This is a genomic window from Pseudomonas sp. ES1 (assembly GCF_050586605.1).
Taxonomy (GTDB): domain Bacteria; phylum Pseudomonadota; class Gammaproteobacteria; order Pseudomonadales; family Pseudomonadaceae; genus Aquipseudomonas; species Aquipseudomonas sichuanensis.
In genome coordinates this window covers 23,063-36,302 of sequence record NZ_JBOBDM010000028.1, presented here as the reverse complement: position 1 = coordinate 36,302, position 13,240 = coordinate 23,063, and the positions used below count along the sequence as shown (strand labels likewise).

Below are 13,240 nucleotides of genomic sequence, written 5' to 3'. Positions count from 1 at the left end.
TGTGCTCTGTATAGCCGCGGCAGTAGCGGCGTTGATTCAGTTGTGTTTGGTATTCATCTGCTTGACCGCGCCACTGGCGATCAGCTCGGCCAGCTCGGCGACGTCGAGCAGCGCGCACATGTGTTCGATCACCGTGCCGGCCAGCCACGGGCGCTGGCCGCGCTGGCTGCGCCACTTGATCTCGTTCGGGTCCAGGCGCAGCGAACGGCTGACCTGGTGTACCGCCAGCCCCCATTCGTAGCCCTGCACCGAAATCACGTACTGCAGGCCCTGACGGAAGTCCTCGCGGTAGCGGTCGGGCATGACCCAACGCGCGGTATCGAGGACCTTCAGGTTGCCCGCCTGGCAGCTGAGGATGCCGAGGAACCAGTCCGGCTGGCCGAACAGCGGCGTCAGCTCCTGACCGGCCAGCGAGTAGATCGAGCCCAGGCATACCAGCGGCACCGCCAGGGTAAGGCCGGCGACGTCGAACAGCAGGCATTCGAAGGGTTCGGCCGCCCAGGCCGGGCGGCCATCGACCGTGGCCGGTGGCACAGGCGCGGCAGGTGCTGGCAGGTGCACCTCGACCAAGGGTGCGACCGGCTCGGCGAGCTGGGCCTCGGCCTGCAGCGGGATGCTGGCTTCGGCCAGCACTGGCTGCTCGACCACGCTGACCACTGGCTGGGCCAGCGGCAGAACGGTCGGCAGCACCTTGGCCTGCGGCTCGGCAAAAGGCCGCGTCACTGCAGGTGCCGGCTCGGCCTGGCGGCGGGCGTCAGCGGCCTGTTCTTCGCGAACAGCCGCTTCGAATTCGTCACTGGGCGCCTGGCTGGCAGGTTGCGCGACAGGCGCAGGTTCCGGCAGCTCGAACGACTCGGTGGCTTCCTGCAGCAGGCCATCAAGGTACGACTGCAGGGCCATTTGCGGTTTGCTGGCAATATGCCGGGCTTGGTTCATCAGGCCACCTGCAGCGCGGAGCGGTAAGTAAGCAGGTGCTTGAGCAGCGCCCGGTAGGCAATGACGCCACGGCTTTTGCCGTCGAACTGCGAGGGCGTGACACCATTGCGGCTGGCATCGCGCAGGCGCGTGTCAACCGGGATGTAGCCCTGCCAGACCTGCTCGCCATAGGTGTCGCGCAGCACTTTCAAGGTGCCCAGCGATGCCTGGGTGCGGCGGTCGAACAGGGTTGGGACGATCTGGTAGGGCAGTGCCTGCTTGCGCGAACGGTTGACCATGGCCAGGGTCCCGACCATGCGCTCCAAGCCCTTGACGGCAAGGAACTCGGTCTGCACCGGGATCACCAGTTGCTGGCAGGCGGCCAGGGCATTGACCATCAGCACGCCGAGCAGCGGCGGGCTGTCGATCAGGGCAAAGTCGAAGTCTTGCCACAGCTGCGCCAGACTCTTGGCGATCACCAGGCCCAGGCCACTCTGCCCCGGCGACTGGCGCTCCAGCACCGCCAGTGCGGTGCTCGACGGCAGCAGCGAAATACGCTCGTCGCTGGTGGGCAGCAGCAACTGGCCCGGCAGCCCTTCGGGTACCGTGCCTTTATGCAGGAACAGATCGTAGCAGCTGTGCTCGAGCGCGTCGGGGTTGTGCCCGAAATAGCTGGTCATCGAGCCGTGCGGGTCGAGGTCGACAACGACCACGCGCTTGCCCGCCTCGGCCAGCAGGCCGGCCAGGGCGATGGTGGTGGTGGTCTTGCCAACGCCACCCTTTTGATTGGCTACTGCCCAGACTCTCATAGGACAACTCTTGACTCGTTGATGCCGGCGATCACCGGCTTGCGGTGACAGAGAATTGACGAGTTACTGCCCCGCCACCGATGCTGGCGAGGCTGGTGCACTTTGTGTGCCAGCCCGGCGCAAGGCCGCATCCGGCGTGGCGTTGGCACTGCCGCTACCGGTCAGGCTGCGACGCACCTCGAGGTTGCGGGAAATCACCAGCACCACCCTACGGTTGCGCGCGCGCCCTTCGGCGGTGTCGTTGCCGGCCACCGGCTGGTACTCGCCGTAGCCCACCGAGGCCATGCGCGCCGGGTTGACGCCTTCCATCGCCAGCAGGCGAACGATGCTCGCCGCACGCGCCGAAGACAGCTCCCAGTTGGTCGGGTACTGCGCCGTGCGGATCGGCAGGTTGTCGGTAAAGCCTTCGACGTGCACCGGGTTGGCGAACGGCTTGAGGATCTTCGCCACCTTTTCGATGATCGAAAACGCAACATCGCTGGGCATGGCGTCACCGCTGCCGAACAGCAGCGAGGAGTTGAGCTCGATCTCGATCCACAGCTCGTTGCCGCGCACGGTCATCTGGTCGGACTTGATCAGGTCGCCGAACGCATCGCGCACATCGTCGGCAATGCTCTTGAGCGGATCGACACTGGCCTGGGCAAGGCCGGCGTCGGTCTGCTCGCTGTCCTTGACCAGCGGCTCGGCCGGCTTGACCGTGAGCGGGCGCTCGTCACCGATGGGGATCGGCTTCATGCTGCGCTCGGGGTCGTTGAACACCCCGATCAGCGCCTGCGAGATCTGCTTGTACTTGCCCTCGTTGATCGAGGAAATCGAGTACATGACCACGAAGAAGGCGAACAGCAAGGTGATGAAGTCGGCGTACGACACCAGCCAGCGCTCGTGGTTTTCATGTTCCTCGGTATGACGACGACGGGCCATGGGTTACTCCATGAAGCCTTGCAGCTTGAGCTCGATCGAACGCGGGTTCTCACCTTCGGCGATCGACAGCAGGCCCTCGAGCAGCATCTCGCGGTAACGCGACTGGCGCAGGGTGACGGCCTTGAGCTTGTTGGCGATCGGCAGCAGGATCAGGTTGGCACTGGCAACACCGTAAATGGTGGCGACGAACGCCACGGCAATGCCGTTACCCAGTTGCGAAGGGTCGGCGAGGTTGCCCATCACGTGGATCAAGCCCATCACCGCACCGATGATACCGATGGTCGGCGCATAGCCGCCCATGCTCTCGAACACCTTGGCCGCCTGGATGTCGCGGGCCTCCTGGGTCAGGAAGTCCACCTCGAGGACGCCGCGAATGGCTTCCGGCTCGGCGCCGTCGACCAGCAGTTGCAAGCCCTTGCGCGCATAGGGGTCGGGTTCGGCATCAGCCACGCCTTCCAGGCCCAGCAGGCCTTCCTTGCGCGCGGTCAGGCTCCAGTTGACGACACGGTCGATACCGCCGGCCAGGTCCACCCGTGGCGGGAAGAAGATCCAGCGGACGATCTGCAGCGCCCGTTTGAACGACGACAGCGGCGACTGCAGCAACGCCGCCGCCAGGGTGCCGCCCAGCACGATCAGCGCCGCCGGGCCGTTGAGCAACGCACCGACATGCCCACCCTCGAGGAAGTTACCGCCAACGATGGCGACGAAAGCGAGGATCAGGCCGATCAGGCTCAAGACATCCATCAGACGCACGCCTCGACCAGGTGCTTGCCGATTTCGTCCAGGCTGTACACCGCGTCGGCGAGGTTGGCCTTGACGATCGCCATGGGCATGCCATAGATCACGCAACTGGCCTCATCCTGCGCCCACACGGTGCTGCCGCCCTGCTTGAGCAGGCGCGCACCTTCGCGGCCATCGGCGCCCATGCCGGTGAGCACCACCGACAGCACCTTGTCGCCATAGGACTTGGCGGCGGAGCCGAAGGTGATGTCGACACATGGCTTGTAGTTCAGGCGCTCGTCGCCCGGCAGGATTTTCACCGTGCCACGGCCGTCGACCATCATCTGCTTGCCGCCAGGCGCCAACAGGGCCAGGCCCGGGCGCAGCACGTCGCCGTCCTCGGCTTCCTTGACGCTGATCTTGCACAGCTTGTCCAGGCGCTCGGCGAAGGCCTTGGTAAAGGCCGCCGGCATGTGCTGGATCAGCACGATCGGTGCCGGGAAGCTGGCAGGCAACTGGGTGAGCACACGCTGCAGGGCGACCGGGCCGCCGGTGGAGGTGCCGATGGCCACCAGCTTGTAAGGCTTGCGCTTGGGTGCTGGCGAATGCGCAGCCGCAGGCGCGGCGGTGCGCACCGGCGCGGCCGGGCGGGCAGGCGCGCTGCCGGCAAAGCTGCTGGCCGGAGCGTGGCTGCTGGCCGGTGCAGGCGCTGCGGCCGGCGCCGGGCTGGAATAGGCGCCGAAACGGCGGTTGCTGCGCGCAAGGGTGTGAACCTTCTCGCACAGCATTTGCTGGACCTTCTGCGGGTTGCGCGAAATGTCCTCGAAATTCTTCGGCAGGTAGTCCACTGCACCGGCATCCAGCGCATCCAGCGTAACGCGGGCGCCTTCATGGGTCAGCGAGGAGAACATCAACACCGGCGTCGGGCAGCGCTGCATGATGTGCCGCACCGCAGTGATGCCGTCCATCATGGGCATTTCGTAGTCCATGGTGATGACATCGGGCTTGAGCGACAGCGCCTGGTCGATAGCTTCCTTGCCATTGGTCGCGGTGCCCACGACCTGGATCGTCGGGTCGGCCGAGAGAATTTCCGAGACACGGCGGCGGAAGAAACCGGAATCATCCACCACCAGGACCTTGACTGCCATAAACACTCCATTAGGTGGCGCACCCGCCAGGGCGCGCCACCGAAATCAAATACGCCGGGCGGCGTAACGCTTGAGCATGCTCGGAACGTCGAGGATCAACGCGATACGGCCGTCACCGGTGATGGTGGCGCCGGACATGCCCGGGGTACCCTGCAGCATCTTGCCCAGCGGCTTGATCACCACTTCTTCCTGCCCCACCAGCTGGTCGACCACGAAGCCGATGCGCTGGGTGCCCACCGACAGAATCACCACGTGGCCTTCGTGCTGCTCCTCGTGCGCCTGGTCCTGGACCAGCCAGCGCTTGAGGTAGAACAGCGGCAGTGCCTTGTCGCGGACGATCACCACTTCCTGGCCGTCGACCACGTTGGTGCGCGACAGGTCGAGGTGGAAGATCTCGTTGACGTTGACCAGCGGGAAGGCGAACGCCTGGTTGGCCAGCATCACCATCAAGGTCGGCATGATCGCCAAGGTCAGCGGCACCTTGATGACGATCTTCGAGCCCTGGCCCTTGGCCGAGAAGATGTTGATCGAGCCGTTGAGCTGGGAAATCTTGGTCTTCACCACGTCCATGCCGACACCGCGGCCGGACACGTCGGAGATCTCGGTCTTGGTCGAGAAGCCCGGGGCGAAGATCAGGTTGTAGCAGTCCGACTCGCTCAGGCGGTCGGCGGCGTCCTTGTCCATCAGGCCCTTTTCGACGGCCTTGGCACGCAGCACGCTCGGGTCCATGCCCTTGCCGTCGTCGGAGATCGACAACAGGATGTGGTCGCCTTCCTGTTCCGCCGACAGCACCACACGGCCGGTACGGGCCTTGCCCGAAGCTTCGCGCTCGTCGGGCATCTCGACACCATGGTCGACGGCGTTGCGCACCAAGTGCACCAACGGGTCGGCCAGGGCCTCGACGAGGTTCTTGTCGAGGTCGGTCTCTTCACCGACCAGCTCCAGGTTGATCTCTTTCTTGAGCTGGCGCGCCAGGTCACGAACCAGGCGCGGGAAGCGACCGAAGACCTTCTTGATCGGCTGCATGCGGGTCTTCATGACCGCGGTCTGCAGGTCGGCGGTGACCACGTCGAGGTTGGACACGGCCTTGGACATGGCCTCGTCGCCGCTGTTCAGGCCCAGGCGCACCAGGCGGTTACGCACCAGCACCAGTTCGCCGACCATGTTCATGATCTCGTCCAGGCGCGCAGTGTCGACCCGCACCGTGGTTTCCGCTTCGCTGGCGCCGTGCTTCTCGGCAGCCGGTGCCGGGGCACGGGCGGGAGCCGCAGCGGCCGGCTTGGCAGCCGCAGCCGGGGCCGGGGCGGCAGCTGGCGCAGGTGCAGGCTTGGCCACAGGCTTTGCTTCTGCCTTGGGCGCGGCCGCCACGGCGGCAGCGGGCGCTTCGGCAACCGCCGCATCGCCAGAGAACTTGCCCTTGCCATGCAGCTGGTCCAGCAGCGCTTCGAATTCATGCTCGCTGATGTCATCGCCCGCAGCAGCAGGCGCGGCACTTGCAGCCGGCGCGGCAGCGCCCTGCAGTGCATCGACGGCGAAGGTGCCCTTGCCGTGCAACTGGTCGAGCAACGACTCGAACTCGTCGTCGGTAATCTCGTCGCTGGCTGCAGCGGGAGCGGCGGTTGCCGCTTCGCTGGCCGCCACTTCGGTCGAAAACTGGCCTTTGCCGTGCAACTGGTCGAGCAGGTTTTCGAACTCGGCATCGGTGATCTCGTCACCGCCGGTGACCGGCGCCTCGCCTTGCATCTGCTCATGCTGCTCGGCCTCGGCCTTGACCGCATCGAGCGAATTGAGCAGTTGCTCGAACTCGGTGTCGGTGATGTCCGGCTCGGCGCTGGCCTCGACCACAGGCTCGGCTTCGACCACGGCGGCGGGTGCCTGGGCGGTACCCGGTTCGGCCAGGCGCGACAGCGCCGCCAGCAGCTCCGGGGTGGCCGGGGTGACATCGGTACGCTCACGCACCTGGCCGAACATGCTGTTGACCGTGTCGAGCGCTTCGAGCACCACGTCCATCAGTTCCGCGTCGACCCGGCGCTCACCTTTGCGCAGGATGTCGAACACGTTTTCGGCGATGTGGCAGCACTCCACCAGTTCGTTGAGCTGAAGGAAGCCGGCGCCCCCTTTTACAGTGTGGAAACCGCGGAAAATCGCATTGAGCAGGTCCGCATCATCGGGCCGGCTTTCCAGCTCGACCAGTTGCTCGGACAACAACTCGAGGATTTCGCCGGCCTCTACCAGGAAATCCTGGAGGATTTCTTCATCGGCGCCGAAGCTCATTAAACGTGCTCCTTAAAAACCCAGGCTGGACAGCAGATCATCGACATCGTCCTGACCGGACACGACGTCTTCACGCTTATCGGCATGAATCTGCGGACCTTCACCCCGAGTCGGATGTTTTTCTTCATCTTTTTCAGCGCGCAGCTGCTGGTGGTCATGTTCGATACCGGCGAAGCGGTCGACCTGGCTGGCCATCAGCACGAGCTTGAGCAGATTGCTTTCTACTTCGGTGACCAGGGCGGTAACCCGCTTGATCACCTGGCCGGTCAGGTCCTGATAGTCCTGAGCCAGCAAGATATCGTTGAGGTGCCCGGCGACCTTGCGGTTACCTTCGGCACTGTGCGTCAGGAAACTGTCGACACGTTTGACCAGCTCGCGGAATTCCGGCGCCGCCACTTCGCGGCGCATGAAGCGCTGCCAATCGGCGGACAGATCCTGCGCTTCGCTGGCCAGGGTGTTGAGCACCGGCGTGCTCTCCTCCACCAGGTCCATGGTGCGGTTGGCCGCGCCTTCGGTAAGGCGCACCACGTAGGAAAGGCGCTCGGTGGCATCGGTGATCTGCGAGACCTCCTCGGCCTGCGGCATCGCCGGATCGATCTGGAAACTGACGATCGCACTGTGCAGTTCACGGGTGAGTTTGCCGACTTCCTGATACAAGCCCCGGTCGCGCGTCTGGTTGAGCTGATGAATCAGCTGCACCGCATCGCCGAACCGACCGCGCTCGAGGCTCTCGACCAGTTCCTGGGCATGTTTTTTCAGGGTTGATTCGAACTCACCCAGCGAGTTGTTGGTTGACTCCATGGCGCCCCCTGAGGTGACTCAGCCGTTGACGCGTTCGAAGATCTTCTCGATCTTTTCTTTGAGCACCTGGGCGGTGAAAGGCTTGACCACATAGCCGTTTACCCCGGCCTGGGCCGCTTCGATGATTTGCTCACGCTTGGCTTCGGCGGTCACCATCAGCACCGGCAGGTGCTTCAGACGCTCGTCAGCGCGGACTTTGCGCAGCAGTTCGATACCGGACATGCCCGGCATGTTCCAGTCGGTCACCAGGAAATCGAAGTGGCCGCTTTCCAGCATCGGCAACGCGGTGTTGCCGTCGTCAGCTTCCGAGGTATTGGTGAACCCCAGATCACGCAACAGGTTCTTGATGATCCGCCGCATCGTCGAAAAGTCGTCAACGATGAGGATTTTCATGTCTTTGTTCAAGTAGACCTCCAAGCAGTCTTAAACGCGCTCGGCGCCGAGCGCGCAGTCAATCAATTCGGTAGAGCAAAAAACGACTGCATCGAACCCGGGCTCAGCGTGCCCGCCATTCCCCCAGGCGGCCGCGCAAACGCGCCGCGCACTGGCTATGCAACTGGCTGACACGTGATTCGCTGACCCCCAGTACCTCACCGATTTCCTTGAGGTTCAGCTCTTCGTCGTAGTACAGCGCGAGCACCAGGCGCTCACGCTCCGGCAGGTTGGCGATCGCCTCGGCCAGGGCGCGCTGGAAGCGCTCGTCTTCCAGGTCACGCGATGGCTCCAGCTGGCCGCTGGCCCCGTCCTCGTGCAAACCTTCGTGTTCACCGTCCTGCAACAGGTCGTCAAAACTGAACAGGCGGCTGCCCAAGGTGTCGTTCAAAATCCCGTAGTAATCATCGAGACTCAATTGGAGTTCGGCAGCAACCTCGTGATCTTTAGCGTCGCGCCCAGTTCTTGCTTCAACCGAGCGCATTGCGTCACTGACCATGCGCGTATTGCGGTGCACCGAACGTGGTGCCCAATCGCCCTTGCGCACCTCGTCGAGCATGGCGCCGCGGATGCGGATGCCGGCGTAAGTCTCGAAGCTGGCGCCCTTGCTGGCGTCGTACTTGTTGGCGACCTCCAGCAGACCGATCATGCCGGCCTGGATCAGGTCCTCGACCTGCACGTTGGCCGGCAGGCGCGCCAGCAGGTGGTAGGCGATGCGCTTGACCAGCGGCGCGTAGCGCTCGACCAGCTCGTACTGGGCGTCCTTCGACGCCTTGCTGTACATCTTGAAGCCGCTCGCACTCATAGCACTGGCCCCGCGCTGGTGGGCTGCACCAGACGCTCGACGAAAAACTCCAGGTGCCCGCGCGGGTTGGCTGGCAGCGGCCAGCTGTCGACCTTCTGCGCGATGGCCTTGAAGGCCAACGCACACTTGGACCGTGGGAAGGCCTCGTAGACCGCCCGCTGCTTCTGCACCGCCTTGCGCACACATTCGTCGTAAGGCACGGCGCCGACGTATTGTAGGGCGACGTCGAGGAAGCGATCCGTGACCTTGGTCAATTTGGCGAACAGGTTGCGCCCTTCCTGCGGGCTCTGCGCCATGTTGGCCAGCACGCGGAAACGATTCATGCCGTAGTCGCGGTTGAGCAGCTTGATCAGGGCGTAGGCATCGGTGATCGAGGTGGGCTCGTCGCAGACCACCAGCAACACCTCTTGCGCCGCTCGCACGAAGCTGACCACCGACTCGCCGATACCGGCGGCGGTGTCGATCACCAGCACATCGAGGTTGTCGCCGATTTCGCTGAACGCTTGGATCAGGCCGGCGTGCTGGGCCGGCGCCAGGTGCACCATGCTCTGGGTGCCCGAGGCGGCCGGCACGATGCGTACCCCGCCCGGGCCCTGCAGCAGCACGTCGCGCAGCTCGCAACGGCCCTCGATGACGTCGGCCAGGGTGCGCTTGGGTGTCAGGCCCAGCAGCACGTCGACATTGGCCAGGCCCAGGTCGGCGTCGAGCAGCATGACCCGGCGGCCGAGTTCAGCCAGCGCCAGGGACAGGTTCACTGAAACGTTGGTCTTGCCGACGCCACCTTTGCCACCAGTGACGGCGATGACCTGTACGGGATGCATGCTACCCATGTCTGTTGTTTACCTTGTCTTGCTTGGACCCAGGCCACATGAGGGGCTTGATGCTCAGCGCCGCGGCCAGGCCGGGCAACCCCATGATGTAGGTACTTTGCACAGTGTTCACCTTCACCCCGCCCGCTTGCCGGGGTTGTGGTAGAGATCAGCGAACATGTCGGCCATGGCCTCTTCGCTGGGCTCGTCCTGCATCTGTACGCTCACCGCGCGGCTCACCAACTGGTGTTTGCGCGGCAATTGCAGATCATCCGGAATGCGTGGCCCGTCGGTCAGGTAGGCAATCGGCAATTCGTGACCGATGGCCAGGCTCAGCACTTCACCGAGGCAGGCAGTTTCATCGAGCTTGGTCAGGATGCAACCGGCCAGGCCGCAGCGCTTGTAGCTGTGGTAGGCGGCGGTGAGCACCTGTTTCTGGCTGGTGGTGGCCAGTACCAGATAGTTCTTCGAGGCGATGCCACGCCCGGCCAGCGTCTCCAGCTGCATGCGCAGCGCCGGGTCGCTGGCCTGCAGGCCGGCGGTATCGATCAGCACCACGCGCTTGCGCAGCAGCGGCTCGAGCGCCTGGGCCAGGGACTCGCCCGGGTCGACATAGGTAACCGGCACGTTGAGGATGCGCCCCAGGGTTTTCAGCTGTTCCTGGGCGCCGATGCGGAAGCTGTCCATGCTCACCAGGGCGATATTGCTCGCGCCGTACTTGAGCACATAGCGCGCGGCCAGTTTCGCCAGGGTAGTGGTCTTGCCCATGCCGGCCGGGCCGACCATGGCGATCACCCCGCCCTCCTCGATCGGCTCGACCTCGGGCACGTCGATCATCCGCGCCAGGTGCGCCAGGACCATGCGCCAGGCGTGGCGTGGCTCTTCGATTTCGGCGGTCAGCTCCAGCAGTTCGCGGGCCAGCCCGCCCGACAAGCCCAGGCGCTGCAGGCGGCGCCAGAGGTTGGCCTGCTGTGGCTTGTTGCCTTGCAGCTGGCTCCAGGCCAGCGAACCGAGCTGCACTTCGAGCAGCTCGCGCAGGCCGGTGAGCTCTGAGCGCATGGCGTCGAACAGGCGCGGGTCGACCGGCGCGGCAGCCGGTGCAGCAGGCGCCGCCGGCGCGTCGACATGCGGCTCGACCAACGGTTCGGAGGCGGTCAGCGACTGGCCGGCGAACAACTGCCGGTTGCCCTCGCCGATTTCGTTGCGCCCGCTGATTTCAGCCTGGGCGGTGACGATGCGCGACTGGGTCTTGCGCAACTCGTCCTCGAGCTCGGCATTGGGCACCCGTGGGGCCAGGGCGGACAGCTTGTAGTCCAGCGCGGCCGTCAACTCGACACCGCCAGCGATGCGCCGGTTGCCGATGATGGCGGCATCGGAGCCAAGCTCATCACGAACCAGCTTCATGGCCTGACGCATATCGGCGGCGAAAAAACGCTTAACTTGCATAACCCACTACCTCAGCCGTTGGGGCCCACGGTGGCAACAATGGTGACTTGCTTGTTGTCAGGTATTTCCTGATACGCCAAAACATGCAAATTCGGTACAGCCAGGCGACCAAAACGCGACAGCATGGCGCGAATCGGGCCCGCCACCAGGAGGATGGCCGGCTGGCCCTGCATTTCCTGACGCTGGGCCGCCTCGATCAACGAGCGCTGAAGCTTTTCGGCCATGCTTGGTTCAAGAAGAACACCGTCTTCCTGACCTTGCCCGGCCCTTTGCAAACTATTGAGCAAGATCTGTTCCAACCTTGGCTCCAGGGTGATCACAGGCAGCTCGGACTCAACGCCGACAATGCTTTGAACGATAGCGCGGGACAACCCGACCCGCACCACCGCCACCAGCGCGGCGGTATCTTGACTCTTCACCGCGTTGTTGGCGATGGCTTCGGCAATGCTGCGGATGTCGCGCACCGGCACCTGCTCGGAAAGCAACGCTTGCAGAACCTTGAGCAAACCCGACAAGGAAATGACACCCGGCACCAGCTCTTCGGCCAGTTTCGGCGACGCCTTGGCCAGCACCTGCAGCAACTGCTGGACCTCTTCATGGCCGATCAGCTCATGGCAGTGCTTCTGCAGGATCTGGTTGAGGTGGGTGGCGACCACGGTACTGGCATCCACCACCGTGTAGCCCAGCGACTGCGCCTGGGCGCGCTGGCCCACATCGATCCACACCGCCTCCAGGCCGAACGCCGGGTCGCGCGAGGCGATGCCGTTGAGCGTGCCGAACACCTGGCCAGGGTTGATTGCCAACTCACGGTCCGGGTAGATCTCGGCCTCTGCCAGGATCACCCCCATCAGCGTCAGGCGATAGGCACTGGGCTGCAGGTCGAGGTTGTCGCGAATGTGCACGGTGGGCATGAGGAAGCCCAGGTCCTGGGACAGCTTCTTGCGCACGCCCTTGATCCGCGCCAGCAATTGGCCGCCCTGGTTGCGATCGACCAGCGGAATCAGGCGGTAACCCACCTCCAGGCCGATCATGTCGATGGGGGTGACGTCATCCCAGCCCAGTTCCTTGGTGTCCATGGCGCGCTGCGGCGATGGCAGCAGGTCCTGCTGGCGCTGAATCTCTTCCAGGGCCAGGGCCTTGGCCTTCTGCTGCTTCTTCCACACCAGGTAGGCCGCGCCGGCGGCCACCCCGCCCAGGCTGAGGAAAGCCATGTGCGGCATGCCCGGCACCAGGCCCATGACGATCATCAGCGCGCCGGAAACCGCCAGGGCCTTGGGCGAATCGAACATCTGCCGATTGATCAGCTTGCCCATGTCCTCGGAGCCCGAAGCACGGGTCACCATGATCGCAGCAGCGGTGGACAGCAGCAGTGATGGCAATTGCGCCACCAAACCGTCACCGATGGTCAGCAGCGCGTAGACCTTGCCGGCATCGCTGAAGGTCATGCCGTGCTGCAGCATGCCGATCAGCATGCCGCCGATGAGGTTGATGAACAGGATCAGCAGGCCGGCGATGGCATCGCCACGGACGAACTTGCTCGCACCGTCCATCGAACCGTAGAACTCGGCCTCCTGGGCCACTTCGCTACGACGCGCCTTGGCCTGGGCCTGGTCGATCAGGCCGGCATTGAGGTCGGCGTCGATGGCCATCTGTTTGCCGGGCATGGCGTCAAGGGTGAAACGCGCGCTCACCTCGGAGATACGCCCGGCACCCTTGGTCACCACCACGAAGTTGATGATCATGAGGATGGCGAACACCACCGCACCGACGACGTAGTTGCCGCCGATCACCACTTCACCGAACGCCTGGATCACCTTGCCCGCGGCGCCATGCCCTTCCTGGCCGTGCAGCATGACCACCCGGGTGGACGCGACGTTCAGCGCCAGGCGCAACAGCGTGGCCACCAGCAGGATGGTCGGGAAGGCGGCGAAGTCGAGCGGGCGCAGGGCGTAGACGCACACCAGCAGGACCACGATCGACAGGGCGATGTTGAAGGTGAAGAACACGTCGAGCAGGAACGGCGGTATCGGCAACATCATCATTGCCAACATCACCAGCAGTAACAGCGGCACGCCGAGGTTGCCCCTGCCGAGACCGGCCAGGTTGTTGCGCGCGTTGCTGATTAACTGAGTGCGATCCACCGCGAGTCCTCTTGAAGCA

12 protein-coding genes are annotated in these 13,240 nt (G+C 64.4%); all 12 read right to left on the bottom strand.

Translation table 11 applies throughout. The features are described from left to right. Positions 1 to 36: 36 nt before the first annotated feature. The 12 genes from ACQ4N9_RS13565 to flhA all read right to left on the bottom strand — a co-directional run bounded on the left by ACQ4N9_RS13565 (position 37) and on the right by flhA (position 13,221). A complete protein-coding gene (locus tag ACQ4N9_RS13565) occupies positions 37 to 936 on the bottom strand; it encodes a CheW domain-containing protein (protein WP_390967365.1) in 900 nt (299 codons plus the stop codon). After that, a complete protein-coding gene (locus ACQ4N9_RS13560) occupies positions 936 to 1,724 on the bottom strand; it encodes a ParA family protein (protein WP_110995274.1) in 789 nt (262 codons plus the stop codon). The genes ACQ4N9_RS13565 and ACQ4N9_RS13560 overlap by 1 nt, the downstream gene beginning before the upstream one ends. A 63-nt stretch (positions 1,725 to 1,787) precedes the next feature. Continuing rightward, positions 1,788 to 2,645, bottom strand: a complete 858-nt coding sequence (gene motD, locus ACQ4N9_RS13555; RefSeq protein WP_125857945.1) for a flagellar motor protein MotD — start codon at positions 2,643 to 2,645, stop codon at positions 1,788 to 1,790. A 3-nt stretch (positions 2,646 to 2,648) separates the two neighbouring features. Continuing rightward, a complete protein-coding gene (locus ACQ4N9_RS13550; RefSeq protein WP_390967364.1) occupies positions 2,649 to 3,389 on the bottom strand; it encodes a flagellar motor protein in 741 nt (246 codons plus the stop codon). Beyond that, positions 3,389 to 4,513: a protein-glutamate methylesterase/protein-glutamine glutaminase gene (locus ACQ4N9_RS13545; RefSeq protein WP_125463295.1), complete on the bottom strand. Its 1,125-nt coding sequence runs from the start codon at positions 4,511 to 4,513 to the stop codon at positions 3,389 to 3,391. The genes ACQ4N9_RS13550 and ACQ4N9_RS13545 overlap by 1 nt, the downstream gene beginning before the upstream one ends. A gap of 45 nt (positions 4,514 to 4,558) precedes the next feature. Beyond that, complete coding sequence (locus tag ACQ4N9_RS13540; protein WP_390967363.1) at positions 4,559 to 6,787, bottom strand: chemotaxis protein CheA; 2,229 nt, start codon at positions 6,785 to 6,787, stop codon at positions 4,559 to 4,561. 12 nt (positions 6,788 to 6,799) lie between these two features. Beyond that, on the bottom strand, positions 6,800 to 7,588 hold the full coding sequence (locus ACQ4N9_RS13535) for a protein phosphatase CheZ (RefSeq protein WP_125463293.1): 789 nt from the start codon (positions 7,586 to 7,588) through the stop codon (positions 6,800 to 6,802). Positions 7,589 to 7,606: 18 nt separating this feature from the next. Next, positions 7,607 to 7,981 carry a chemotaxis response regulator CheY gene (locus tag ACQ4N9_RS13530; RefSeq protein WP_178125875.1) on the bottom strand — a complete coding sequence of 125 codons (375 nt, stop codon included), beginning with the start codon at positions 7,979 to 7,981 and terminating at the stop codon, positions 7,607 to 7,609. 103 nt (positions 7,982 to 8,084) lie between these two features. Then, on the bottom strand, positions 8,085 to 8,825 hold the full coding sequence (gene fliA / locus ACQ4N9_RS13525; RefSeq protein ID WP_110995267.1) for an RNA polymerase sigma factor FliA: 741 nt from the start codon (positions 8,823 to 8,825) through the stop codon (positions 8,085 to 8,087). Further along, positions 8,822 to 9,655 carry a flagellar synthesis regulator FleN gene (fleN, locus tag ACQ4N9_RS13520; protein ID WP_008093270.1) on the bottom strand — a complete coding sequence of 278 codons (834 nt, stop codon included), beginning with the start codon at positions 9,653 to 9,655 and terminating at the stop codon, positions 8,822 to 8,824. The genes fliA and fleN overlap by 4 nt, the downstream gene beginning before the upstream one ends. A gap of 114 nt (positions 9,656 to 9,769) precedes the next feature. Then, entirely contained in the window at positions 9,770 to 11,080 is a 1,311-nt protein-coding gene (gene flhF, locus ACQ4N9_RS13515; protein WP_390967362.1) for a flagellar biosynthesis protein FlhF, read from the bottom strand. A gap of 11 nt (positions 11,081 to 11,091) precedes the next feature. Continuing rightward, positions 11,092 to 13,221 (bottom strand): flagellar biosynthesis protein FlhA, encoded by a 2,130-nt coding sequence (flhA, locus tag ACQ4N9_RS13510; RefSeq protein ID WP_110995265.1) that lies wholly within the window; start codon positions 13,219 to 13,221, stop codon positions 11,092 to 11,094. Positions 13,222 to 13,240: the final 19 nt, after the last annotated feature.